Here is a 23,263-nt window from a genome sequence, read left to right as displayed (position 1 = left end):
CGTCGCCACCCGCGCCGGCGGACGTTAGCCAGGCCGTGGCGCGGCGATGGCGCCTCGCGTCGGCTGCGTCATCCCTCCAGGGTAAATCCGACGCGCAGCGTCACCTGATAATGTCGCACGGTGTTGTTCTCGATATGGCCGCGCGTCTGCACCACCTCGAACCATTTCATGTCGCGGACGGTCTTGGCGGCGCGGCCGACCGCGTTCTTGATCGCATCCTCGATCGAGGTCTCGGATGATCCGACCAGTTCCAGGATCTTGTAGACGTGATCCTTCTCGGCTGTGGGCATGAGGTGTCTCCCCTTGTGCTGTGGCAGGCCTGGATACCGCTCCCGCGGTCGGGCCTCACTGTGAACGGGCACCTGTGCGCCGGGTTCCGTGTCCGGCGATGGCCAGCATGCACCAGCCGAGGTGGAGTGGCCAGCGTCTAGCTGCTAAGCGCGGGGCATGGATTCGGCGCGGCGCGACAGGACGATCGGCTCTCTCTGCCTCTGCGTGACCGCGTTCGGCTGGGCGCTGAACTGGCCGCTGATGAAGCTGTTGCTGCAGCAGTGGCCGCCCTTGTTCGCCCGCGGGCTTGCCGGCGTCTGTGCCTCGCTCATTCTCGGGGGCCTCGCGCTGAGCCGGAAGGAGTCGTTCGCCGTGCCGCGCGAGGCAATCCCGCGGCTGCTGTTTGCGACCCTCACCAATGTCTTCGCCTGGATGGGGCTCGGCACGGTCGCGATGAAATACGTGACCGTGAGCGAAGGTGCGCTGCTCGCCTACACCATGCCGATCTAGGCCATGCTGTTCGCCTGGCCGGTGCTGCACACGCGGCCGACCCTGCGGGATGTTTGCGGGCTCGTCCTCGGCGTCGCCGGTGTTGCGCTGCTGCTGAGCGGCAACGGCTTTGCATTCAGCGCCGACAAGCTGCTCGGAATTGCACTTGCTCTGTCCTGCGCCATCCTGTTCGCGCTCGGCAATGTGCTCAACCGCAAGCCGCTGCCGATGCCGCCGCTGGTCGTCGTCGCCTGGCAGGTCGGGCTCGGCTGCGTCACCATGCTGGTTCTCGGCGTGCTGTTCGAGCATCCCAATGTTTCGGCGATCACCCCGCTGGGACTGGGATGTTTCGTCTATATGACGCTGGTGCCGATGGGCCTCTGCTACGTCACCTGGTTCGAGACGTTGCGCCGCCTGCCGCCGACCACCGCCTCGACCGGCATGCTGATTGTATCGGCGTGATCTCCGCCGCGATCATCCTGGGCGAGCCGTTGGGCTATCGCGAATGGATGGCGATGGCGCTCACGCTCGGCGGCGTGACGCTGGCATTGCAGCGGGCCTAGAGGCGCTGTTGCGCGGCTTGCGGCGAAGCCGGTGCGAGTTGTGCTTGTCTCCACAGCAATCCCAGCAGGAGAAGCAGCAGCGCCATCAGCGCGAAGCCGCCCAAGGCGGGCGCAAAGTCCTGACCGGGCTTCTGCACGGCAAGCCGAGCCGATTGCAGCAACCCATAGGCGCCGGCGAGCAGGATCAACCCGTACATCCAGCTCCGCATGCGCGGGCTCGCCAGCCCGGCGAGATCGGGCAGGATCAATCCAAGACCGATCCCCAGCATCGGCAGGTCGTAATCATAGGCGTAAGGGCTGATCATCACCGACACCGTCACCGCGATGCCGAGTGCGAAACTGGATGACGTGGCGCGTGCCGTGGCGAACAGGACCGCGCACAAGGCCAGCGCCGCAACGATCACCTGTCCCCAAAAGGAGAAGTTGGCCGAAAGGCCGGCTTGGTAGAGCGCCGCATAGGCCGAGACCATGCGATAGAGCGGATAGAAGCCCTGCTCGAGATAGCTCGCCGATTCCTTGATCGCGCCCAGCCACGCCGTCCAGATCTGCCAGCCGAACAGGAGCGTGCAGAGCAGCGAGCTCGCCAGTACGACGGCTGTAGCCGTCGCGAGCGCGATCCAGCGCCGCGTCGCCAGCAGATAGACGCCGACGGCTATGGCAAGATGCGGCTTGATCACCATCACGCCGAGGGCAAGGCCTGCGAGAAGCTGCCGCCGTTCGACGTTGAGGCAGACGAGCGCGATCAGCGCGCCGGTGAGAAAGCCGTTCTGCCCGGAGCCGATGGTGATCGCCAGCGCCGGAAACAGGATCACCAGCACATGCGCGAAATTCACATCCGCGATCCTGCGCAGCACCGCGAGATAGAGCGCGAGGGTGCCGGCCGCGAACAGGAGATAGGCGAGCCCGACCGGCAGGAAGGCGAGCGGCGCGAGCAGGAGAGCGTATTGCGGCGGATAGGTCCAGGGCATGAAGCCGGTCGCGCCGCCGGCGGCCTCGAGCTGCATCTTCAGCAGCGCCGCGAAGTGATAGACCTGGTCGAGGTCGCCGCGCCAGACGCGCTGCGCGACGATGTGGAAGGCGTCGAAATCGGCGAGCTCACGGTCGGCCCAGCCGCCCCAGCGGGCGAACCAGAACGTCTTGAAAGCGACGATCGCCGTCAGCGCGGCCAGCACCAGACGCACATAGGTCGCCCGCTTCGACGGCGAGAGCTGAACCTGTTCCAGTGTGTCGGCCAGCATGGCGGCTGCAACCTCGTACCTGACGGATTGTCGGCCGGGCGGGCAGGTCCGCAGATCCCTGCCAAACTGCCATTGGAGCCTTAAGGGACGGTAACGAATCCGGAAGGATTTTGGCGGGTGGTGCCGCCCCCGGACTCGCGCGATCAGTCGCGATGCCTTTTCGAAATCGCCCGCGGGCGTCGGCCGGGTGCGCTTGCCGGTTCAGGGACAGGCGAGGTAATTTCGGCGCGCTTCCTTAAATGTGCGATGTGCAGCGATGATCGACCGTTGGACGAAGGGCGCTCTGGTCGCGATCGGTCTGTCGGCCGTGACGGCACCTGTCGCCGCGCAGGACGATCTCGGCGATGCGCCTGGCACGATGTCGCTGCAGATCACCACCGATCCCTCCACGATCGAGTGCCGCAAGCTGGAGACGGTCAATTCCACCTCGCTCGCGTTCCTGTCGCTGCGCCGGACGTTCAACGATGATTTCGACGAGCACCCGCTCGCGACGGGGCGTTGGGTGCCGCATTATGCCGGCGGCGCGGCGTGGCCGGAGGCACGCTATTGGGGCGGTGACGGTTCCGACTTCAAGCGCAAGACCAGCGCCAATGGCGAGCAGCAGATCTATGTCGATCCGCGCTACGCCGGGCGCGGCGCCGCGCCGCTCGGGCTCGATCCGTTCAAGGTCAAGGACGGCGTATTGTCGATCGTTGCCAGCCGCACGCCGCCGGAATTGAAATCGGTGCTGTTCAACAACGACTACATTTCCGGGATCCTGACGACACAAGGCACGTTCGCGCAGAAGCACGGCTATTTCGAGATCCGCGCCAAGGTCCCGGTCGGCCATGCGGTGTGGCCGGCGTTCTGGATGCTGGCGGACGACGGCGGCTGGCCGCCGGAGGTCGACGTGCTGGAGGGGCGCGGCGAGCGGCCGGGCGATCTGGTCATGACCACGCATTGGCGGATCCCGTCGACCCAGAAGATCCAGTCTTGCGGCTTCGATTTTTCGGTCGGCGATGCGTCGAGCACCTTCCACAATTACGGTGTGCTGTGGGCGGAGGATCGCCTGGTCTATTTCATCGACCGCCGGCCGGTCTCCGACATCAAGGTGCCGATCGGCTTCGACGATCCCATGTACATGATCGTCAATCTCGCGATCGGATCGAAATTCTTTGTCGGTGTCGGGCCGGTCGACGCGGAATCGCCGCCGAGCGTCGCCTTCGAGATCGACCGGATCTCCGTCTATCAGATCGACATGGAGCAGGCGCGGAGATAGCGATGTCAGCTGATGTCTCGCGGCGCGAATTTGCCGGGCTTGCGGCTCTCGCTGCGCTTGGCGCGGCGACCGGCGCAAGGGCCGCGGAGACCGCTCTAGCCGACCCTCACGCGCCCGCGCCTTTCCCCAGGGATTTTCTGTGGGGCACGGCGACCTCGTCCTATCAGATCGAAGGCGCCGTCAACGAGGACGGGCGCGGCAAGTCGATCTGGGACGTCTTCAGCCACACGCCCGGCAAGATCGAGGACGGCACGACCGGCGATCGCGCCAACGAGCACTATCACCGCTACAAGGAGGACGTCGCGCTGATCAAGGCGCTCGGCGTCAAGGCCTATCGTTTCTCCATCGCCTGGCCGCGCGTGTTCCCGGAGGGATCGGGCCAGCCCAATCCAAAGGGGCTCGATTTCTACAACCGCCTCGTCGACGAGCTGCTCGCGAACGGCATCGAGCCCTACGCCACGCTCTATCACTGGGACCTGCCGCAGGCGCTGCAGGACCGCGTTGGCGGCTGGCAGTCGAGCGACACGTCAAAGGCCTTTGCCGATTACGCAGCCTACGTCGCCGCTCGCTTGACCGATCGCGTGAAGACCATCTTCACCGTGAACGAGGTCGGGCGCTTCCTGAATTTCGGTTATGGCTGGGGCATCGACGCGCCGGGCCTCAGGCTGCCGACCGGGCAGCTCAACCAGGCCCGCCATCACGTCGCGCTCGGGCACGGGCTCGCCGTGCAGGCGATCCGCGCCTCGGGACGGGCCGGCACGCGGGTGGGCGCAGCCGAAAACATCGCCGCTTGCGTACCGGCGATCGCGACGCCGGAGAATATCCGCGCCGCCGAGATCGCGACGCGCGAGCTCAATGCCGGCTTCCTCGGCGTGGTGCTGGAAGGCAAGTACACCGACGGCTTCCTCGCCTTTGCCGGCGCCGACGCGCCGAAATTCACGCCCGAGGAGTTGAAGATCATCGGCACGCCGAACGATTTCGTCGGCCTCAACATCTATGCGCCGCAGTACTACGTCACCGCCTCCAATCGCGCGCCGGGCTTCCACGTGCTGCCGTTCCCGACCTCGTTTCCGCACATGAATTCGGAATGGTTGCGGGTCGGCCCCGAAGTGATCTACTGGGCGCCCCGCCTCGCCGCGAAGATCTGGAACATCGAGACGATCTACATCAGCGAGAACGGCACCTCGTCCGAGGACAGGATCGCCGCCGACGGCCAGGTCTACGACCTCGACCGCATCATGTTCCTGCGCAACTATCTGACCCAGATGCAGCGCGCGATCAGCGAAGGCGTGCCGATCCGCGGCTATTTCCTGTGGAGCCTGATGGACAATTTCGAGTGGATCTTCGGCTACAGCAAGCGCTTCGGCCTCTATCGCGTCGACTTCGAGACGCAGGCAAGGGTGCCGAAGCTGAGCGCCGCCTTCTATCGCGACGTGGTGGCGCGGAATGCGATCGGGATGTGAGTGCCGATCCTACGGATCCAGCTCCGTATCCCAGTACAGATAGTCCAGCCAGCTATCGTGCAGATAGTTCGGTGGAAACAGCCGGCCGTTGCGGTGGAGCTGGTGCACGGTCGGTGCGAACGCTGTCTGGCGCGGAAACATCTTGGCTTGCGCGGGCGTGAGATTGCCCTTGCGCAGATTGCACGGCGAGCATGCCGCGACCACGTTCTCCCAGGTGGTCTGGCCGCCCTTGCTGCGGGGAATGATGTGATCGAAGGTGAGGTCTTCGGGTGAGCCGCAATATTGGCAGGCGAAACGATCGCGCAGGAAGACGTTGAACCGGGTGAAGGCCGGATGGGTGGTCGGCTTGACGAAGGATTTGAGCGAGACGACGCTCGGCAGCTGCATTTGCAGCGTGGGACTGTGGACCGCCTGATCGTAGTGAGCGACGATGTTGACGCGGTCGAGGAACACCGCCTTGATCGCGTCCTGCCACGACCACAGAGACAGTGGGTAGTAACTCAGCGGCCGGAAGTCCGCATTCAGCACCAACACCGGCCAACTGCCTTGCGAGACATGTGCGTTCAAGTAACGCTCCCGGCCTCCAATGTACGCTGCGAAGCAGCATGTATTGACATACTACATGCAGCGTGACGGGATTGTGAAGCCCGTTGAGCGACTTATTCAGGCGCATGCAATGCGGCGGCGGGGTGGCAAAGACGCTCAAAAACGCCGCGATTCGGGGAGGGGTCCATGCGAGGCTGGCTCGCCGCGCTGCTCGTGGCCATGCTCGGCGCGGGGCTGAATGGGCCTGCTGCGGCCGAGGATTATCCGGCGCGCCCCGTCACCATGATCGTACCGTTCCCCGCGGGCGGGGCCACCGACACCCTGGCGCGGTTCCTCGGCGAGCGCCTGAACGTGGTGCTGAAGCAGCCAATCGTGATCGAGAATGTCGGCGGTGCCGCGGGCTCGCTCGGCGTCGGCCGCGCGGTGCGCGCTGCGCCTGACGGCTACACCCTGTCGATCGGAACCTCGACCACGCATATGCTGACGGGCGGGCTCTACGCGCTACCGTTCGATCTGCTCCACGATCTCGAGCCGGTCATCCTGATCGGCAACGAGCCGCTGCTGATCGTCGGGCGCAAGGATCTTCCCGCCGACGATCTCATGCAATTGATCGCGTGGCTGAAGGCGAATCCGGACAAGGCCTCGATCGGCATCGCGGGCGTCGGCGCCACCGGCCATCTCGCCGGCATCGCTTTTCAGAAGGCGACCGGCACGCAATTCCAGTTCGTGCCCTATCGCGGCAACGGGCCGGCGATGCAGGACCTCGTCGCCGGCCAGATCGACGCGATGATCGAGCCGGCGTCGAACTTCAAGGCGCTGGTCGGCGCCGGCAGCATCAAGACGTTTGCCGTGACCAGCAAGGCCCGCTCGCCATCGTGGCCGAACATTCCGACAGCCGACGAAGCGGGGCTGTCAGGCTATTCCGCCTCGCTCTGGTACGGGTTGTGGGTGCCGAAGGGCACGCCGAAGGACATCACCGCAAAGCTCAACACCACCATGGTGGAGATCCTGGCGAGCCCGCAGGTCACGCAACGCTTTGCCGAACTCGGCATCCAGGTCTCGCCGCTCGCCCAGCAATCGCCGGAGGCGCTGCGCGCGTACCAGAAGGAAGAAGCCGAGCGCTGGTGGCCGATCATTAGGGCGTCAGGCGTGAAGGTGGAGTAGGGGTGTTGGGAGTATTGAACGATCACATCCTTCGCCGGGACGACGGCGAGGAGATCGCGTCGTCCAAATAACGTCCCGGTCGCTATTCCCGCACCCGCTCCAGCTTCTGCAGGCACCGCGTCGCGCGCACCTCGGCCGGCATCTCCTGATCGCCAAAGCTCGCCTTCCAGTTGGTCACGCCGACCTCGCCGACATAGATGTCGCCCCTTGAATCCAGCGCGAGGCCGTGCGGCGCCAGGAATTTGCCGCTGGCGACACCCGGGCCGTCCTCGCCGCCGAGCCGGGCGATGCGTTTGCCTTGCGCATCGACGATCGACAGCCGTGGGCCGAGATTGGGCACATTGCGGTTGATGTCGAGGCCGGGGCCGAGCTCGCCGATCACGAAGGTCGGGCTCTTGGCGCCGCCGCAGCAGCACAGCGCGCAGGGGCGGTGCAGATTGTTCCACTGCGTCTCGTATCGGCCCTCGCCGTCGAAAACCTGCACGCGATGGTTCTCGCGGTCGGCGACATAGACCCAGCCATCGGCATCGGTGGCGATATTGTGCACGATGTTGAACTGGCCGGGATCGGTGCCGGGCTCGCCCCAGCTTTTGATCAGCTTGCCGTCCGGCGTGTATTTGTGCACGCGCGCATTGCCATAGCCGTCGGAGACGTAGATCTCGCCGTTCGGCGACAGCGCGGTGTGGGTGCAGCGATGGAACGGCTCGCCGCTCATGAACGGTGCCGGCTTCTTGGGGATGCCGATCGTCAGCAGCACCTTGCCGTCGGTGGTGCATTTGCGCACGGTGTGGTCGCCGTCGTCGGTGCAATAGAGATTGTCGTCGGCATCGATATGCAGGCCGTGCGCGCGCGAGAACAGGCCTTCGCCAAAACTGCGCAGGAAGTTGCCCTCGCGATCCAGCACCACCATCGGATGGGCGCCGCGGTTGAAGACGTAGACGCGGTCCTTGCTGTCCACGGCGACCGAGGCGACGTCGGTCAGCGTCCAGCCGTCAGGCAGTTTCGCGAAGTTTTCGACGACGCGGTAGCGGTGTTCGCCGCTGCCGAGAATGGCTGGCATGGGTGGTCTCCTTTATTCATCGTCGCGGTGCGACACTGTCTCCACACCGTCATTGCGAGCGCAGCGAAGCAATCCAGACTGTCTCCCCGGAAGGATTCTGGACTGCTTCGCTACGCTCGCAATGACGAGGAGGCTCAACTTGTGCTCACCTCGCGCCCCAAAATCCCTTCCTCGATCGCCTTGACCTGGAGCGCGAGATATTTCGAGTTGATCCGGCATTGCGCGAGGCTGCCGGCGATGAACCAGAGGCCGGGCTGCCCCGTGCGCGCATACATGTTGCGCAGCTCGAAGCCCTCGCCGAACCCCCAGACCGGGCCGACGCGGTCGGCGACGCCGTCGCCGAACAGCTTTCGCACCAGATATTCCTGCGGCTTGTAGCCGGTCGAGAGCACGATCAGGTCGGCCGGGATGGTCGCGCCGTCCTTCATTCGCGCGCCCTCGGCGGTGAAGCGTTCGATATCGCCGAATTGTTTCAGCTTGATCGCGCCCTCGACGATCAGGTTGGAGCAGCCGACGTTGAAGTAATAGCCGCCGCCGCGGGTGAGGTATTTGAACTGCCAGCCCGTTCCGGCCTCGCCGAAATCGAGCTTGAAGCCGACGCGCGAGAGGCCGTCGAGCAGATCCTTGTCGAGCTGCTTCGACTGCTCGGTCAGCATCACATGCGTCTTCTTCGCGAGCGGCGTCGGCATCGAGGCCGCGATCAGATCGTTGTCCTCGAGCGTGCCCTCATTGTAGGCCGCATAGGCCAGTTGCGCCGATGGTTCGATATTGGTGACCAGCGTCGGGGAGCGCTGCACCAGCGTCACGTCGGCGCCGCTGGAGTGAAGATCCTGCGCGATGTCGTGGCCGCTGTTGCCCGTGCCGATGACGATGGCGCGCTTGCCCGTCCAGTTCTCGCCGTCCTCGTAGCGGCTGGAATGCACCAGCGTACCCTTGAAGTTTTCGAGCGTCGCAATCTCGGGAATATTGGCGATGCCGCTGACGCCGGTCGCCATGATCACATGGCGCGGATGCATGGTCCGCCTGCTGCCGTCGGCGCCCCGCAGCGTGACGGTCCAGTGGTCCTTCGCCGCGTCGTAGGAGCCGCCTTCGAACTCGGTGCCGGTCCAGAAGTTCAGCTCCATCGCGTCGACATAGGCTTCGAACCAGTTGGCGAGCTTGTCCTTGGGGATATAGGTCGGCCAGTTCGGCGGAAACGGCATGTAGGGCAGGTGATTGACCTGCACCTGGTTGTGCAGGGTCAGCGCGTGATAGCGCTTGCGCCAATTGTCGCCGATCCGGCTTTCGCGGTCGACGATCAGCGCGTCGACCTTCAACTGCTTCAGCCGCGCCGCGATGGCGAGCCCAGCCTGTCCGCCGCCGACGACGACCACGGCGGGGTCCCGGCCGGTGTAGTCGCGCGATGCGTTGCGCTGGTCGAGCCAGTTCGGTCCGCGAAAGTCGCGCGAATAGGCCTGACCGCGCGGCCGCGCGCTGCCAAGCTGCTCCTCGAAGCCTTTGAGCTCGTCCAGTGCGGTCAGCAGCGTCCATGCCTTCAGGCGGTCGCCGTCGGCGGGGTCGGGCACCAGCCGCACGATACCGCTGCCGCGGCCGATCGCGGTCTCGAAGTTGAAGATCGCTTCGATGTTGTTGGTGCCGGCACGCGTCACCCAGCGTGGTGCTGCGCGGTTCGGCGCAATCTTGAAACCGGTCGGCGTGGCCTTGGGCGCGAGTGCGGCCAGTGCTTGTGCGACCGCGGTGCGTCCCGCAAGCGTCTGCAGGTTCCAGCTCAGCGCCAGCACGTCGCGCCAGAAACTATCGACGAAGAAGAGCCGGTCGAGCGAGGCGGGCTCGGGTTTGCCCAGCGTGCGCTCAAATTCATCGAGCCAGGCTTGAGCGGATGAAGCAATATCCGTCGTACGATCCAGCATGCGCGACCTCGTGGCCGTCTTCGGCGTTTCCCTTGGGAGGAACGCTATACTGGATCAGGCGCCGCCAAAAGCGCTTTACCCGAGCAGCGAGAGCATGTGGCCCTGCTCCGGCGGAATGCGGCCCTGCAGGGTGTCGAGATAGACCTGCCGCACCGCCTCGGGGCCGCGGCTCTCGACCACACGCAGGCACCGGTCCAGCATCGGCGCGAAGCCGGACCATGCCGCGCCAAAGCGCTGCTCGATGCCGCCCGGGCCCCATTCCCTGGCGCGCTTGCGGATGTGGTCGGGGGCGAAGAACCAGCGCGGCTTCGCGCCGGGCAGCACGCCTTCGTCGGCCTCGGTCGCGCGATGCGTCAATCCGACGCGCACCGAGCACTTCATTTGGTCGCCGAAATGCCGGTGCAGCGTGGTGCGCAGCGCGCTGTTGCCGGCCATGTCGACGAAGGCAACGGGCGAGTCCGACGGCAACGACGTCACGCGGTCATAGGTGACGACCTCGTCATAGCAGCCGAGCGACGAGACAAAGCTGGTGTTGCCTGACGAGGTCAGCCCGATCACCTTGCGGCCGCGCGCGTGAAGCAGATGGGCAAGGCCGAACGCGGTCTTGCTCGAGGCGCTCGACAGCAGCACGGTGCGCGCACCGAAATCGTCGTTCTCGGCGAGGAAGTCGTCGACCAGGAACGACAGCATGAACAGCGGCCGCAGCAGCGCCTGATGATCGCCCTGCCGTCCGGCGTAAGCGGGATCGCCACCGACGCGCGCATAGGCATTGTAGACCGGCGCCACGCCTTGCCGGTGCAAGGCGCCGTCGCGCAAGCCCCGCTTGCTGACGTCGGTGGCCTCGATGACGAGATGCGTCGCCATCGGGAAATAGCCGAACAGGCGCTCGCCGACCGGGACGTTCGGATGTTTCGAGGCGATCACCTCGCCAAAGCCCCACACGGGAATGTTGCCGAATCCTTCAGGGGCGGGAAAGATCTGCCAGTATTTCAGCTCGTCGCCCATCACCGCATAGGTGATGTTGTTGGCGGTCAGCGCGAAGCGGTCGACTTTGACGAGCAGCGCATCCTGCGGCAGCGCGTCTGCAGGCGGAAGCTCCGCCACGATCGTCTTGCAGGTTTCGAGATTGTCCCGTGCAACGATGAAGTCGGTGGCTGTCATGACGTCGATCCCGGCTCTGATCCGTGCCGGCATCTCATCGGCTATGCGCGCCCTGTTTGCAACCTCAACATAGTTTTAAACGCTGTTTGCTCGCAGGCCTGCACTCAAAGGAAAGGCTCCGCCTGGGCGGAGCCTTTCGCACGCATTGAGCTACAGGTCGCTCCGGCGACGGCAAACCGTCCTATCGGGCCCGGGTGCCGGCGCCATACAATTCGCGTTCGCGTCCGACATCGTCGGGAGACAGCGGCGGGCTCGCGGCATCGAAGCCGGTCCAGCCGGCTTTTTGCCAGGCAGCGCTCCGATCCTGCAGGTTCACCGACCTCTCGTGCAGCAGCGCTTCGAGACGCGAACGGTCCAGGTCGGGGACCTTCGCAGACACCAGCGTTCCGCCGCGGCGGACACCCTCCGCATAGCGGGACGCATCGTCCCTGGATACGCCAGCTTCGGTCAGCGCGCCGACGATGCCCCCCGTTGCGGCGCCGGCCGCGGCACCCACCGCCGTTGATGCCAGCCAGCCCGCAGCGACGACCGGGCCCAGTCCAGGAATTGCGAGCAATCCAAGGCCCGCAAGCAGGCCCGCGGCGCCTCCGAGGCCCGCGCCGACGCCGGCGCCCGTACCCGCTCCTTCGGCGCGATCGTCGACGCCGTCGCGGTCGCGATCGACCTTGCGTGTCGAGGAGCCGTACCAATTGTCGGAATTGTTGGCGACGATGCTGATGTCGGAGTGCGGCACCCCCGCAGCCTCGAGGCGAGCCACTGCGCGCTCCGCATCCGAATAATTGTCATAGAGTCGGGAAATGGTGGTGGTCATGTTGCATCCTCCGGTTACTTGGCGGGGTTCACGTTGCCCTGGAAGTCGACGCTGACGTCGGTCTTGGCTCCGGCCTTATCGGCCTTGCCGCGCCAGACACCGTCATTGTCCTTCTGGAGGCCGGATACGTTGGAATAGCCGGCTGCTTCGATCTTCGATTTCGCTTGGCCTTCGGTGAAGCTGTTGCGGCCCGCGACCGGAGCGTTCGAGTTGTTCTGATCGGAACTGTTGATCGCGTTGTTGCCCGGCCCGCTTTGCGCGGGCTGCGACTGTGCGCTGAGAGGCGCTGATCCGAGCAGCAAGAGTGCTGCGGCGATAATGGGTAGACGAGACATTGTTGCTCTCCGGCAGTTGATTGTGCCGGGCGACAACAGTCGAGATTCAGATTGGTTGCTAAGCAATCGCGATCACAGCGCACGCGAACAACGTGGATCGGGCACGACGCGCATGATGATCACGCGGCGGGACGACGCGCAGGAACGATTGCCATGATTTCCCGTTGATGCAGCTCCGCAACCAGGGAGCATTTCCTGCTCACATGCCATCATTCGGTATTTCGCCTTCGTCGGCGGCCTGCTTGTGGCGCCGCTCTTCCTGGCCGATTATCTTTTTCCTGCGCCTCTCCAGGCTAGCACCGAGGTCGATGTTGACCGGAGCATCATCCGGATCCATACGGCGCGCACTTTGCCCGAGCGGATTGTATTCGACACGCCCACGGTACTGGCCCCTTCTCGCGAACCGAGATCGACGGACAGTTTTCGTGGCAACGGCACGGCATCAGCGCGATTGCAGCGGGCCGTACGGCTTACCTGGCATCAATCGCCGACCAGAAGCAAGTTCGCGATCACGACGCCCAGTAGGGATCGCGCAGCTTGCGCTTGAAGATCTTTCCGGTCGCTTCGCGGGGCAGCGCATCCAGGAACTGGACCTCCTTCGGCACCTTGAAGTTGGCCAGCCGCTCGCGCAGAAAGGCCTGTACAGCGGCGGCGGAGAGCTGCGCGCCCGTCTCCGGCTCGATGCAGGCGCACAGCCGTTCGCCAAATTCGGCATCGGGAATGCCGAACACGGCGCAGTCGCGCACCCCGGGCATCGCAATCAATACGTTCTCGATCTCGGCAGGGTAGATGTTGACGCCGCCCGAGATCACCATGTCGCGCTTGCGGTCGCACAGGAACAGATAGCCGTCTTCGTCGAGATAGCCGACGTCGCCGACGCTGACGAGGCCGTCGCGCCCCGCTTCGGCCCGCGCCTGCGCCTTGCCGTGATAGTCGAAATCAGGCACCGCCGTCTGGCGCATGTAGATCTCGCCGACCTCGCCGGCGCCGCAGAGGCTGCCGTCCTCGCGAAAAATCTTGACGATGCCGCCTTCGATGGCGCGGCCGACCGTGCCCGGCTTCTGCAGGGCCTCCTCGGCCGAGTGCCACACCGGGATGCCGGTCTCGGTGGAGCCGAAATATTCGTTGATGACCGGTCCCCACCAATCGATCATGGCCCGCTTCACGTCGGGCGGGCAGGGCGCGGCGCCGTGCACGACGAAACGCAGCGAGGAGAGATCGTAGCGCTGTTTCACATCCTCCGGCAGCCGCAGCAGCCGGACGAACATGGTCGGCACCATGTGGATATGCGTGACGCGGTGGCGCTCGATCAGCGCGAGCAGCTCCTCGGCGTCGAACCGCGTCTGGAGCACGATGGTGCAGCCGCTGCGGAACGCCAGCATGCCGTAGGAGTGCGGCGCCGAGTGATACATCGGGCCGTTGATCAGCACGACCTGATTGTCGCGCGGCTTGATGCCATAGGCGATCGCCCCGACGCGTTCGGAGGCGGCCGCCTGCTCGGGCTGCATCGGCATGCGCCGCACGCCCTTCGGCATGCCCGTGGTCCCCGACGTGTAGATCATCGCTGCGGCCCGGCGCGGGGACTCCTGCATTTCCGGATGGCTGTCGCGCCAGCGGTCCCAATCGGTCGATCCCGCCGGGATCTCGATCAGCCCAGGGGGAATCGCGAAGGTCGCCGCGAGCTCGGGCGGCGTCGCGACGGCGAGAAGACGGACGTCCGGCGGCAGGCCGTCGCGGATCTGCGGCAGCAGATCGGCATGGCAGACCAGGATCTTCGCGCCGCTGTCGGTCAGGATGTAGCGGACCTCTTCGGCCTTGAGATGCCAGTTGATCGGCACCACCGGACTGCCCAGCGCGGCGGACGCGGCAACCACCTCGAACAGCGCAAAATCGTTGCGAAGCATCATGGCGACCGGAGCGCCTTCGGCGAGGCCCAGCGTACGAAGCCCGCTCGCCGCCCGCCTGATGCGGGCCTGGATCTCGTCATAGCCGATCCGGCGTTCGCCGCTGATGATCATGGCGTGTCCTCAATCTCGCTTTGGTCTAGCGGTTATCCAGCACGTCGCCGAAGCCCACCCAGCTCTTGCCGTTGAAGCGGCGGAGCTGAAGCTGCTGGAACGGCAGGTAGTCGTCGGGGCCGGTCGTCACCGACATGCCCGGCAACAGCAGCGGCAGCTTCACCTCCTTCAGCGAGGCGGCCTGGCGCATGATGTTGTCGCGGCTGACATCGTCCTTGCAGGCCCTCAGCACCGTCATCAGCAGCGTCGCGTAGTGATAGCCGGCCGCGTAATTGGAGTTGGAGAGGTCTGCGGCCGGCATGTACTGCTTCATGAAGGCGAAATATTCCTTCACGCCGGGATCTTCGGCCCATTGCGGGTCCATCGTGTCCTTCTGGTTGCTCGACGAGATCAGGCCGACCGCGTTGTCGAGCCCGGCCGGCTCGAGGAACGAGATCGACGAGGCCGAGGTCGGCACGAAGAACAGCTCGGGCTTCCAGCCGATCTCGGCGACGCCCTTGACCATCTGCGAAGTGAACTTGCCGAGCACGACGCCGAACAGCACGTCGGCGCCCGAGGCCTTCAGCGTCGAGAGCTGCGAGCTGATCGTCGGCGCGCTGGTCTCGTAGGTCTGCTCCGCCACGATCAGGCTCGCGGCCTTCTCGCCGAGCGCGCGCTTGAAGCCGGCAACATAGTCGCGGCCGAAATCGTCGTTCTGGGACAGGATGACGATCTTCGCGCCGGGCTTGGTGCGCAGCACGTGCTTGGCATAGACCACGCCTTCGGACTCGTAGGCCGCCATGCCGGGCATGGTCCATGGATATTTCTGCGGCTCGGCCCATTTCGTCGCGCCGGAGAGCACGAAGAGCTGCGGCACCTTCTTGCCGTTGAGGTAGCGCTGCACGGCACTGTTGGTGGCGGTGCCGAGCGAGCCGAACATCATCAGCACCTCGTCCTGTTCCACCAGCTTGCGGGTCTGCTCGACCGTCTTCGGCGGCGAATAGGCATCGTCCAGCGTGATGAACCTGACCTTGCGGCCGTTGATGCCGCCTTCGGCATTGACCTTCTCGAAGAATGCCTCCTGCGTCCGTCCGATCGCGCCGAAGCCGGAGGCCGGGCCGCTATAGGGCAGGGTCTGGCCGATGCGAATCTCGCCGGCGCCTTCGGCACAGGCGCTGCCGGCGGCGAGCCCCAGCAACGACAGGCCGATCAGTGCGGCCGCCAGTTTCATGATGTCCTCCCGTTTGTCTTTTCAGTCCAATCTTCTTGCCGGACCAAGCCGTCAGGCGCTGGCGCGCATCAGGAAATCCTGCCGGGCCTGATCGAATTCCGCTTTCATCCGGCCGACCAGCTCGGCGACCGGCGGCGCGTCGGCGATCTGCCCGATGCCCTGGCCCGATCCCCAGATGTCGCGCCATGCCTTGGACTTCATGTTGCCGCCGGAGCCGAAATTCATCTTGGTCTTGTCGGCGACCGGGAGATTGTCCGGATCGAGCCCTGCGGCGGCGATCGAGGGGCCGAGGTAATTGCCGTGCACGCCGGTGAACAGGTTCGTGTAGACGATGTCGTGGGCGGCGTGCCGCGTCAGCGCGGATTTGTAGGCTTGATCGGCATTGGCTTCCTGCGTCGCGATGAAGCGGGTGCCCATATAGGCGAGATCGGCGCCCAGCGTCAGCGCGGAGGCGATACCGAAACCGTCGCTGATCGCGCCCGACAGCAGGATCGCGCCGTCGAACCATTGTTTGACCTCGCGCACGAGCGCGAAGGGCGACAGCGTGCCGGCATGTCCGCCCGCGCCGGCGCAGACCAGGATCAGGCCGTCGACGCCCTGCTCGGCGGCCTTGCGGGCATGCTTGACGTTGATGACGTCGTGGAACACCAGCCCGCCATAGGAATGCGCGGCCTCGACGATCTCCGCCGGCGGCCGCAGCGAGGTGATGATGATGGGCGCCTTGTGCTTCACACAGGTCTCCATGTCCTTCATCAGCCGGTCGTTGGAGGCATGGCAGATCTGGTTGACGGCGTAGGGCGCGACCTTCTTGCCGGGATTGCGCGACTTGAATTCGCCGAGCTCGTCCTCGATGCGGCTCAGCCATTCGTCGAGCTTCTCGACCGGACGGGCATTGAGTGCGGGAAACGAACCGACAACGCCCGCCTTGCACTGGGCGATCACCAGCTCCGGACCGGAGACGATGAAGAGGGGCGAGCCGACGACGGGCAGCTCCAGATTGTTCTTGAGCAGGGCGGGCAGTGCCATCCGATCCTCCTGACAACGCGCGTCAACGGCCTGCCGGCCAATGGTGAGCGCTTCCATGTCGATTGTCGCACCGGCGGGGATATCCGCCGCCCGGTGCTTTGACCCCACTATAGGGTTGGACGGCGGGTATGGGATCGTTCAATATTGAACATGCGCCTACTCAGATTTGAACGGAGCTACCGGTGGACTGGGATCTCTGCAAGACCTTCGTCGCGGTCGCCGACACCGGCAGCTTCACCGCCGCGGCACGGCGGCTGCACGCCAGCCATCCGACCGTCAGCCGCAAGATCGCGGCGCTGGAGGCGCAGCTCGGCACGAAGCTGCTGGCGCGCGCCGCGGACGGTTTCGTGCTCACCGCCGATGGACGCATGCTGCGCGAGCATGCGGAGGCGATGGCGGCCGCCGCGCTTCGGGCCGAGGCCGCCGTCGGCGCCGGCGGGCGCAAGGCGCGCGGCACGGTCAAGCTGTCGATCGGCGCCACGCTGGCCTCGCATTGGCTGATGCCGCGCCTGCGATCCTTCCTGAGCGAGCATGATCATATCCGGCTCGAGATCATCACCCACCCGTTTCCGGCCAGCGTGCGCCGCCGGGAGGCCGACGTCGTGCTGCGTCCGGTCGACAGCGGCGAAGAGAACCTCGTCGGCCGCAAGGTCGGCCGGCTCGGCACCGGATTCTATGCCTCGCGCGACTATGCCGCCGGCCGGTCCCTGCCGGAGCGGAGCGGCGAATGGAAAGGGCACAGCGTCGTCGGCTTTGCCGATCAGGATTCAAACGCGCAGCTTGCGCGCTGGAGCGACACGATCACACGCCAGGGCACCGTCGTGATGCGCTGCTCGTCGCAAGGCGACATGCTGGCGGCGGTGCGCGCGGGAATCGGAATCTCCGCGCTGTCCTGCTTCGTTGCGGAGAGCTATCCGGACCTCGTGCGCGTCGCGCCGCAGAAGCTCGTCAGCGTCGCCGACCTCTGGCTGCTCGCGCATCCTGATCTGGTCGAGCTGTCCGCGGTGCGCGCGGTCATCGACTTCGTGGCCGGATGTGCCCGCGCCGATCGCGAGCAGTTGCGAGGCTAGGCCGATCCCGCAAGCACGCCCTCGCGCTTCTTCACCGCGCGGTAATAGCTCCACCACAGATGCGCGGCGGCGCCGCGCAGCGGACGCCAGGGCTCGGCGAGCGGCGCCATCTGCTTTTCCGTCGGCCGCGCTTTCAGGCCGAGCCCGATCTTGATGCCCTCCTGCACGGCGAGGTCGCCGGCCGGCCAGGCATCGCCATGGCCGAGACAGAACAGCAGATAGACGTCGGCGGTCCAGGGGCCGATGCCGGGCAGGGAGATCAAGGTGTGATGCGCTGCGTCGGCGTCTTCCTCCGCGAGCACCTCGAGGCTCAGTCGCTGCGCATTGATCTCGCGCGCGAGATGCTTGAGTGTCTTGATCTTGGCGGCGGACAGGCCGAGCCGTCCCAGCCGGTCGGTGCGGGCGCGGCGCACGGCGTCATGGTCGAACGGATCGAACGCTGCCGACAGCCGGCCCCAGATCGCCGCCGCGCTCGCGGTCGAGAGCTGCTGCCCGCAGACGATGTGCGCGAGTCCCGCAAAGCCCGGCTCGCGCCGCCGCAGCGCCGGCATGCCCGCGACCTCGAGCACCGGCTTGAGGCGCGGATCGCGCTTGATCAGCGCCTGGACGGCCTCTTCGAGATCGGATTGGGTTTCGAGGTGGATGGTCATGGCGTCATCGGCTCGCCGCGATGCGGATTTGGCGTCCTGTGGACGCCTTGGGACGATAAGATTAAGACCATACTATCGGAATCCCGGAAGCGTTCGATGACTTTGAGAAGTATTCCTGTGGAGATGGACGGCGGGAAAGTCGCCCTGATCGATGCCATGCTGGATCGCGTCGCCGATGAACACCGCGTTTTCCTGCCGCTGGCCATTGAAAGTGGAAGCCGAGCTTGGGGTTTTGCATCTCCTGACAGCGACTATGACTGCCGCTTTGTCTATGTGCGCCGCGCGCTCGATCACATCACGCCGTGGGTCAGCCGTGACGTCATCGAGCTCCCGTTCGAAGGGGATCTCGACGCCAACGGTTGGGACTTGCGCAAGGCGCTCCAGCTCCTGTTGAAGGGCAATGCCGTCATCGTGGAGTGGCTGTGCTCGCCCGTCGTTTACCGGGGGCAGGCATGGTTCCGCGACGAGTTTCTGGCGTTTGCCAGGGAGGCCGCGAGCCGGGAGGCGGTCTGCCGCCACTATCTTCATCTCGGCGAGCGCCAACGGCGTGTCTATTTCGGTGATGGGACGAGCGTTGCGCAAAAGAAGATCTTCTATGCACTTCGGCCCGCCGCCGCTTTGCGATGGCTGCGGATGCGTCCTGCCGAAGCCGTGGCGCCAATGCATTTTCCTACCCTGATGGATGAGTGCGACCCGCCGAGCGAACTGAAATCAGAGGTCGCCGAGCTCATGGCCCGGAAGTCGGTCACGCACGAGCTCGGCTCAGCGCCACTGCCGCGAACCGTTGCCAGCTTCCTCGATGCTGAGTTCGAGCTTGCCCGTGGTCTCTTCGAGAGCAGTGCACCAAGTGCATCGGAACAGATGATCATTCGGTCAGAACAGTTTTACCGCGGCGTGGTGGAGCGCCTCGAACGGGAGAATGGTGCCGTTCTTCCGTTCCGGCTTGCCTGATGCCACCCGTTTTCCGATTTGCCCCCAGCCCGAACGGCTTCCTGCATCTCGGCCACGCCTATTCCGCGCTGCTCAACTTCGAACGCGCGCGCGAGACCGGCGGGCGGCTGCTGCTGCGGATCGAGGACATCGACGCGACGCGCTGCCGGCCGGAATATGAGACGGCGATCTATGAGGACCTCGCCTGGCTCGGGATCGCCTGGGAGAGCCCGGTGCGGCGGCAGTCGGAGCATTTGTCCGACTATCGCGCCGCGCTGGACAAGCTCTCGGCGCTCGGCCTCGTCTATCCCGCCTTCGAGAGCCGCGCCGAGATCGCAAGGCTGGTGGCCGCGCGCGAGGCCGGCGGGCCATGGCCGCGCGATCCCGACGGCGCGCCGCTTTATCCCGGCGAAGCGAGGTCGCTGGCCGCCGGCGAGCGGACGCGTCTGATCGCCTCGGGCGTGCCCTATGCGCTCCGGCTCGACATGGCTGCCGCCTGCCGCCGCTTTGCCGGCTTGACCTGGAACGAGCTCGGCGAGGGGCCTAATGGCGAGTGCGGCACCGTGCCGGCGCGTCCGGAGGCCTGGGGCGACGTGATCCTGGCCCGCAAGGAGACGCCGACCAGCTACCACCTGTCGGTCGTCGTCGACGACGCGCTCCAGGGGATCGGCGAGGTGGTGCGCGGGCAGGACCTGTTTCACGCGACCTCCGTCCACCGCCTGCTCCAGGTCCTGCTCGGCCTGCCGGAACCCGTCTGGCGCCATCACGCCCTGATTCGCGACGAGGCGGGGCGGAAGCTGTCGAAGTCGAGCCAGGCGACCGGATTGCGGGAGTTGCGTGCCGGCGGGACCTCGCCTGACGGTATCCGCCGGCTGGTGGGGATTAGGTCAAGTTTCTCTGGGGGTTAGCAAAACGCTGCCGTGACTCCGGGGGTTCCGCCGTGCCATGCTTGCTCGACGGCCCGGGGTTCGAAGGGACACTTCGAAGGGGAGTTATGGCGGCGAAATCGCGCGCAGCGCGCACTACGCGGACGTCCAGGCGACCGCCTCGGAAGCGGTCCGGGGCGGCCGGCAAGGTGCGCAAGCGCAGCGCCAAGGCAGACGCGCCCGACGTGGTCCAGGCGGCGCTCGCCGCCTTTGCCCACGAGGTCCGCACCCCCCTGACTGGTATTCTCGCCATCAGCGACCTGCTCGCGACCTCCGATCTCGGCGAGCGGGAGCGGCGCTGGGCCGACACCATCAAGGCGGGCGCGGAGCATCTGGCGAGCCTCGCCACGTTGTTCGTGGACGCGGCCAGGACGGGCAAGGGAGCCGGCAAGGGCGGCAGCGCGCTGCGGCAGGACCTGTTCGACCTCAGGGCGCTTGCCCGCAGCGCCGGCGATTCGCTCGCCGGGCGCGCCGCGGCCAAGGGGCTTCAGGCCCGTGTCGAGATTTCCGACAAGCTGTCGGGGCTGGTGGTCGGCGATCCCGTCCGCCTGCGTGCCGCGCTCGAGAACCTGATCGATAATGCCGTGAAGTTCACCGAGCACGGCGCCGTGGCGCTCGCGGTCGCGCCCTGGCGTCCGGCCAAAGGCAAGGCCAAGGGCAAAGGCAGGGTCGGTGTCGCCTTCGCGGTGTCGGACAGCGGCATCGGCCTCACCATGGCCGAGATCAAGCGGCTGTTCCGCCCCTTCACCCAGGCCAATGTCACCATCGCCTCGCGCTTCGGCGGCGCCGGGCTCGGGCTGTCCTCGGTGAAGCAATTGGCGCGCGCGATGGGCGGCGACATCTCGGTCGCGCCGCGCGGCGGCGGCGGAGCCACGTTTACATTGACGGTGTCGCTGGATGCGGCGGAGCCGGCCCGGTCGCGCAAAGCGAAGGGCGAAGCCGGGGTGAACGCGGTCGCCGCGCTGCGCGTGCTCAGCGTCGAGGACAATCCGTTCGGCCGCGTCGTGCTCAACACCATCCTGACCGAGCTCGGCCATCATGCCGAGTTCATCGGACGCGGCGAGGATGCCGTGAGCCGGCTGGAGCAGGGCGCCTTCGATGCGGTGCTGATGGACATGGTGCTGCCGGGGATCGACGGCATCGAAGCGATCCGGCGCATTCGCACCATGGCGGCGCCGCTGGCTCGGATCCCCATCATCGGGGTCTCCGGGCGCGGCGAGGACGAGGCGGCCTCGCGCGAAGCCGGTGCCGACGCCTTCCTCGTCAAGCCCGTGTCTCCGCGGGCTCTAGCGACTGCGCTGCTTGAAGCGACACGCCGTGAGGAAGTCGCGACTTGATGATCGCGGCGTTGAGCTCGCCGCCGTAGACGAAGATCGCGGCGATGAAATACAGGAACACCAGCGCGATGATGACCGAGGCGAGCCCCGCATACATCGTGACGTAATTGTTGGCGAAGCGCGCCAGATATTGTCCGAACACGATGCCCGAGATCAGCGACGCCACGATGGTGAAGACGATGCCGGGCAGGATCTGGACGAAGCTCCTGCGGCCCGCCGGCAGCCAGGCGTGCAGGATCAGCAGCGCCACCACCAGTGCCCCGACGGTGATGCCGTAGCGCAGCCAGGTGAGGATGCTCTCGTTGGATTCGACGAACAGCGGGATGTGGCGCCGCGCCGCCTCGATGAACAGCGGGCCGAGCACGATCAGGAACGCCATGGCGAGCGCGGTGACGGCCGCGACCAGCGTGTAGCCGATCGATTCCAGCCGCAGCCAGTACCAGCGCCGCATCTCCACCACGGCATAGGCGCGGTTGAGCGCGACGCGGAGCGCCTCGACGCCGTTCGAGGCGAAATAGACCGACAGGGCTGCGCCGATCGTCAGCACGCCGGTGCGGGTCGTGGTCAGCACGTCGTGGATCTCGCCTGAGATCGAATCGGCGACCTGCTTGGGCCAGACCTGAAGCATCAGGCTGGCGGCCTGGTCTGCGAGTTCCTTGGAGCCGAAGAAGCCGGCGAGCGATGTCAGCACGATCAGGAACGGGAACAGCGCCATCAGCGTCGACAGCGCGATATGGCTCGCGATCGCCCAGCCGTCGTCGGCCAGGAACGTGTAGAACGCGTCCATCACCACGCCGTAGATGGTGCGGATGGCTTTCACGGCGTGCCCCGGCTTTGCCCCGCTCCCCGCACGCGGGGAGAGGCGAAGAGGGCCGGCGGCGGATGCAAATCGGAAATCATCTCATGAGCTTCTGATATTATTGGCTTAAAAGCCAGATCGGGAACGCCATAGCGAAGCGCCGCACAGGGTGTTATCTACCTTTAGATGGCATCTATCCTGAGTACGATCATCCTCCCGATCGCGGTCGGCGCCGTGGCGCTGGTGCTGCTGCTCGGTCTCGTCAACATGATGCGCGGCGGCTCTCCGAACACCTCGCAGAAGCTCATGCGTTGGCGCGTGCTGCTTCAGTTCGTGGCGATCGTCATCGCCATGGTCGCGGTCTGGGCGATGGGGCGGTAGCGCGTGATCCGGAAAAGTGTGAAGCGGTTTTCCGATCAGATCACGCCCTGAAACTAAGGAGTCTTGCATGGTCGTGCTGAACCGCATCTATACCAAGACCGGTGACGACGGCACGACAGCGCTCGGCTCGGGCGAGCGCCGTCCGAAATACGATCTCCGCATCGAGGCCTATGGCACTGTCGACGAGACCAACGCCGCGATCGGCGTGGTGCGGCTCCATACCCATGAGATGCCCGAGTTCGACGCGATGCTCGGCCGCATCCAGAACGACCTGTTCGACCTCGGTGCCGACCTCGCGGTGCCCGAGCGCGAAGGCAAGGCGGAGCGGCTGCGGGTGGTGGCAAGCCAGGTCGAGCGGCTCGAGCGCGACATCGACGCGCTCAACGACAAGCTCGCCCCGCTGACCTCCTTCGTGCTGCCCGGGGGCACGCCGGCTGCAGCCACCCTCCACGTCGCGCGCACGATATGCCGCAGGGCGGAACGCGTGATCGTGGAACTGGCGGCGCAGCCTGGCGAGACCGTTGGTAGCGCTGGCATCCAGTATATGAACCGCCTCTCGGACTTCCTGTTCGTGGCGAGCCGCGCCGCTAACCATAATGGCGCCGGGGACGTGCTCTGGGTTCCGGGCCAGAACCGCTGACCCATTTG

General features: G+C 65.8%; 23 protein-coding genes and 1 pseudogene. 10 read left to right on the top strand and 14 right to left on the bottom strand.

Going from position 1 to position 23,263, the window contains the following annotated elements:
* Positions 1-68: 68 nt before the first annotated feature.
* Entirely contained in the window at positions 69-290 is a 222-nt protein-coding gene (locus JQ617_RS16645; protein WP_063694685.1) for a dodecin, read from the bottom strand.
* Positions 291-447: 157 nt separating this feature from the next.
* On the opposite strand from JQ617_RS16645, the pseudogene JQ617_RS16640 reads away from it, so the two are divergent.
* Positions 448-1,322, top strand: a pseudogene (locus tag JQ617_RS16640) (DMT family transporter).
* Here the strand turns inward: JQ617_RS16640 and JQ617_RS16635 are convergent.
* Complete coding sequence (locus JQ617_RS16635) at positions 1,319-2,560, bottom strand: glycosyltransferase family 87 protein (protein WP_212027229.1); 1,242 nt, start codon at positions 2,558-2,560, stop codon at positions 1,319-1,321. The pseudogene JQ617_RS16640 and the gene JQ617_RS16635 sit on opposite strands and share 4 nt — an antisense overlap.
* A 256-nt stretch (positions 2,561-2,816) precedes the next feature.
* On the opposite strand from JQ617_RS16635, the gene JQ617_RS16630 reads away from it, so the two are divergent.
* Positions 2,817-3,818, top strand: a complete 1,002-nt coding sequence (locus JQ617_RS16630; RefSeq protein ID WP_212027228.1) for a glycoside hydrolase family 16 protein — start codon at positions 2,817-2,819, stop codon at positions 3,816-3,818.
* Between the two features lie 2 nt (positions 3,819-3,820).
* On the top strand, positions 3,821-5,281 hold the full coding sequence (locus JQ617_RS16625) for a GH1 family beta-glucosidase (RefSeq protein ID WP_212027227.1): 1,461 nt from the start codon (positions 3,821-3,823) through the stop codon (positions 5,279-5,281).
* 9 nt (positions 5,282-5,290) lie between these two features.
* Here the strand turns inward: JQ617_RS16625 and JQ617_RS16620 are convergent, their stop codons facing one another.
* Entirely contained in the window at positions 5,291-5,848 is a 558-nt protein-coding gene (locus JQ617_RS16620) for an HNH endonuclease (RefSeq protein WP_063694680.1), read from the bottom strand.
* Between the two features lie 165 nt (positions 5,849-6,013).
* Here JQ617_RS16620 and JQ617_RS16615 point away from each other — a divergent pair, with 165 nt between their 5' ends.
* On the top strand, positions 6,014-6,991 hold the full coding sequence (locus JQ617_RS16615) for a Bug family tripartite tricarboxylate transporter substrate binding protein (RefSeq protein WP_212027226.1): 978 nt from the start codon (positions 6,014-6,016) through the stop codon (positions 6,989-6,991).
* Positions 6,992-7,073: 82 nt separating this feature from the next.
* Here JQ617_RS16615 and JQ617_RS16610 read toward each other — a convergent pair whose 3' ends face one another.
* From JQ617_RS16610 to JQ617_RS16570, 9 genes are all read right to left on the bottom strand, one after another.
* Positions 7,074-8,051, bottom strand: a complete 978-nt coding sequence (locus JQ617_RS16610; RefSeq protein ID WP_212027225.1) for a peptidyl-alpha-hydroxyglycine alpha-amidating lyase family protein — start codon at positions 8,049-8,051, stop codon at positions 7,074-7,076.
* 134 nt (positions 8,052-8,185) lie between these two features.
* Positions 8,186-9,961, bottom strand: a complete 1,776-nt coding sequence (locus JQ617_RS16605) for a flavin-containing monooxygenase (RefSeq protein WP_212027224.1) — start codon at positions 9,959-9,961, stop codon at positions 8,186-8,188.
* 75 nt (positions 9,962-10,036) lie between these two features.
* Positions 10,037-11,122: a DUF2855 family protein gene (locus JQ617_RS16600; RefSeq protein ID WP_212027223.1), complete on the bottom strand. Its 1,086-nt coding sequence runs from the start codon at positions 11,120-11,122 to the stop codon at positions 10,037-10,039.
* A gap of 181 nt (positions 11,123-11,303) precedes the next feature.
* Entirely contained in the window at positions 11,304-11,933 is a 630-nt protein-coding gene (locus JQ617_RS16595; protein WP_212027222.1) for a general stress protein, read from the bottom strand.
* Between the two features lie 14 nt (positions 11,934-11,947).
* Complete coding sequence (locus JQ617_RS16590) at positions 11,948-12,268, bottom strand: hypothetical protein (RefSeq protein WP_212027221.1); 321 nt, start codon at positions 12,266-12,268, stop codon at positions 11,948-11,950.
* 199 nt (positions 12,269-12,467) lie between these two features.
* The gene (locus tag JQ617_RS16585) at positions 12,468-12,605 is read right to left on the bottom strand and encodes a hypothetical protein (RefSeq protein ID WP_212027220.1); all 138 of its coding nucleotides are present in this window, start codon (positions 12,603-12,605) and stop codon (positions 12,468-12,470) included.
* Positions 12,606-12,777: 172 nt separating this feature from the next.
* Positions 12,778-14,286: an acyl-CoA synthetase gene (locus JQ617_RS16580; protein ID WP_212027219.1), complete on the bottom strand. Its 1,509-nt coding sequence runs from the start codon at positions 14,284-14,286 to the stop codon at positions 12,778-12,780.
* 25 nt (positions 14,287-14,311) lie between these two features.
* Positions 14,312-15,496 (bottom strand): ABC transporter substrate-binding protein, encoded by a 1,185-nt coding sequence (locus JQ617_RS16575; protein WP_212027218.1) that lies wholly within the window; start codon positions 15,494-15,496, stop codon positions 14,312-14,314.
* A 51-nt stretch (positions 15,497-15,547) separates the two neighbouring features.
* On the bottom strand, positions 15,548-16,522 hold the full coding sequence (locus JQ617_RS16570) for an NAD(P)H-dependent flavin oxidoreductase (protein ID WP_212027217.1): 975 nt from the start codon (positions 16,520-16,522) through the stop codon (positions 15,548-15,550).
* A gap of 182 nt (positions 16,523-16,704) precedes the next feature.
* Here JQ617_RS16570 and JQ617_RS16565 point away from each other — a divergent pair, with 182 nt between their 5' ends.
* Positions 16,705-17,592 (top strand): LysR family transcriptional regulator, encoded by an 888-nt coding sequence (locus tag JQ617_RS16565; RefSeq protein ID WP_063694673.1) that lies wholly within the window; start codon positions 16,705-16,707, stop codon positions 17,590-17,592.
* On the opposite strand, the gene JQ617_RS16560 is transcribed toward JQ617_RS16565, so the two are convergent.
* Positions 17,589-18,242, bottom strand: a complete 654-nt coding sequence (locus tag JQ617_RS16560; protein ID WP_145669918.1) for a DNA-3-methyladenine glycosylase family protein — start codon at positions 18,240-18,242, stop codon at positions 17,589-17,591. The genes JQ617_RS16565 and JQ617_RS16560 overlap by 4 nt on opposite strands.
* 96 nt (positions 18,243-18,338) lie before the next feature.
* Between JQ617_RS16560 and JQ617_RS16555 the strand changes: the two genes are divergently transcribed.
* The 3 genes from JQ617_RS16555 to JQ617_RS16545 all read left to right on the top strand — a co-directional run bounded on the left by JQ617_RS16555 (position 18,339) and on the right by JQ617_RS16545 (position 21,435).
* Positions 18,339-19,193 (top strand): nucleotidyltransferase domain-containing protein, encoded by an 855-nt coding sequence (locus tag JQ617_RS16555; RefSeq protein WP_212027216.1) that lies wholly within the window; start codon positions 18,339-18,341, stop codon positions 19,191-19,193.
* Complete coding sequence (gene gluQRS / locus JQ617_RS16550) at positions 19,193-20,080, top strand: tRNA glutamyl-Q(34) synthetase GluQRS (protein WP_212027215.1); 888 nt, start codon at positions 19,193-19,195, stop codon at positions 20,078-20,080. The genes JQ617_RS16555 and gluQRS overlap by 1 nt, the downstream gene beginning before the upstream one ends.
* 86 nt (positions 20,081-20,166) lie before the next feature.
* Positions 20,167-21,435 (top strand): ATP-binding protein, encoded by a 1,269-nt coding sequence (locus tag JQ617_RS16545; protein WP_212027214.1) that lies wholly within the window; start codon positions 20,167-20,169, stop codon positions 21,433-21,435.
* On the opposite strand, the gene JQ617_RS16540 is transcribed toward JQ617_RS16545, so the two are convergent.
* Positions 21,362-22,255 carry a YihY/virulence factor BrkB family protein gene (locus JQ617_RS16540; protein WP_212027213.1) on the bottom strand — a complete coding sequence of 298 codons (894 nt, stop codon included), beginning with the start codon at positions 22,253-22,255 and terminating at the stop codon, positions 21,362-21,364. The genes JQ617_RS16545 and JQ617_RS16540 overlap by 74 nt on opposite strands.
* A gap of 165 nt (positions 22,256-22,420) precedes the next feature.
* Here JQ617_RS16540 and JQ617_RS16535 point away from each other — a divergent pair, with 165 nt between their 5' ends.
* Positions 22,421-22,615 carry a twin transmembrane helix small protein gene (locus JQ617_RS16535; protein ID WP_212027212.1) on the top strand — a complete coding sequence of 65 codons (195 nt, stop codon included), beginning with the start codon at positions 22,421-22,423 and terminating at the stop codon, positions 22,613-22,615.
* Positions 22,616-22,682: 67 nt separating this feature from the next.
* Positions 22,683-23,255, top strand: coding sequence for a cob(I)yrinic acid a,c-diamide adenosyltransferase (locus JQ617_RS16530; RefSeq protein ID WP_212027211.1), 573 nt, complete (start codon positions 22,683-22,685; stop codon positions 23,253-23,255).
* The last annotated feature ends 8 nt before the right edge of the window (positions 23,256-23,263 follow it).

It is taken from the genome of Bradyrhizobium sp. KB893862 SZCCT0404 (genome assembly GCF_018130885.1).
Lineage (GTDB): Bacteria > Pseudomonadota > Alphaproteobacteria > Rhizobiales > Xanthobacteraceae > Bradyrhizobium > Bradyrhizobium stylosanthis.
The sequence above is the reverse complement of the archived record's forward strand: the minus strand, read 5'-3'. Positions and strand labels throughout refer to the sequence as shown.

Bases quoted from the DNA above. Each gene is read 5' to 3' on its own strand.
- JQ617_RS16610 (WP_212027225.1), bottom strand. From the start codon at position 8,051: ATGCCAGCCATTCTCGGCAGCGGCGAACACCGCTACCGCGTCGTCGAA.
- JQ617_RS16645 (WP_063694685.1), bottom strand. From the start codon at position 290: ATGCCCACAGCCGAGAAGGATCACGTCTACAAGATCCTGGAACTGGTC.
- JQ617_RS16575 (WP_212027218.1), bottom strand. From the start codon at position 15,496: ATGAAACTGGCGGCCGCACTGATCGGCCTGTCGTTGCTGGGGCTCGCC.
- JQ617_RS16605 (WP_212027224.1), bottom strand. From the start codon at position 9,961: ATGCTGGATCGTACGACGGATATTGCTTCATCCGCTCAAGCCTGGCTC.
- JQ617_RS16635 (WP_212027229.1), bottom strand. From the start codon at position 2,560: ATGCTGGCCGACACACTGGAACAGGTTCAGCTCTCGCCGTCGAAGCGG.
- JQ617_RS16580 (WP_212027219.1), bottom strand. From the start codon at position 14,286: ATGATCATCAGCGGCGAACGCCGGATCGGCTATGACGAGATCCAGGCC.
- gluQRS (WP_212027215.1), top strand. From the start codon at position 19,193: ATGCCACCCGTTTTCCGATTTGCCCCCAGCCCGAACGGCTTCCTGCAT.
- JQ617_RS16600 (WP_212027223.1), bottom strand. From the start codon at position 11,122: ATGACAGCCACCGACTTCATCGTTGCACGGGACAATCTCGAAACCTGC.
- JQ617_RS16530 (WP_212027211.1), top strand. From the start codon at position 22,683: ATGGTCGTGCTGAACCGCATCTATACCAAGACCGGTGACGACGGCACG.
- JQ617_RS16585 (WP_212027220.1), bottom strand. From the start codon at position 12,605: ATGGATCCGGATGATGCTCCGGTCAACATCGACCTCGGTGCTAGCCTG.
- JQ617_RS16535 (WP_212027212.1), top strand. From the start codon at position 22,421: ATGGCATCTATCCTGAGTACGATCATCCTCCCGATCGCGGTCGGCGCC.
- JQ617_RS16590 (WP_212027221.1), bottom strand. From the start codon at position 12,268: ATGTCTCGTCTACCCATTATCGCCGCAGCACTCTTGCTGCTCGGATCA.
- JQ617_RS16595 (WP_212027222.1), bottom strand. From the start codon at position 11,933: ATGACCACCACCATTTCCCGACTCTATGACAATTATTCGGATGCGGAG.
- JQ617_RS16555 (WP_212027216.1), top strand. From the start codon at position 18,339: ATGACTTTGAGAAGTATTCCTGTGGAGATGGACGGCGGGAAAGTCGCC.
- JQ617_RS16615 (WP_212027226.1), top strand. From the start codon at position 6,014: ATGCGAGGCTGGCTCGCCGCGCTGCTCGTGGCCATGCTCGGCGCGGGG.
- JQ617_RS16570 (WP_212027217.1), bottom strand. From the start codon at position 16,522: ATGGCACTGCCCGCCCTGCTCAAGAACAATCTGGAGCTGCCCGTCGTC.
- JQ617_RS16545 (WP_212027214.1), top strand. From the start codon at position 20,167: ATGGCGGCGAAATCGCGCGCAGCGCGCACTACGCGGACGTCCAGGCGA.
- JQ617_RS16630 (WP_212027228.1), top strand. From the start codon at position 2,817: ATGATCGACCGTTGGACGAAGGGCGCTCTGGTCGCGATCGGTCTGTCG.
- JQ617_RS16625 (WP_212027227.1), top strand. From the start codon at position 3,821: ATGTCAGCTGATGTCTCGCGGCGCGAATTTGCCGGGCTTGCGGCTCTC.
- JQ617_RS16560 (WP_145669918.1), bottom strand. From the start codon at position 18,242: ATGACCATCCACCTCGAAACCCAATCCGATCTCGAAGAGGCCGTCCAG.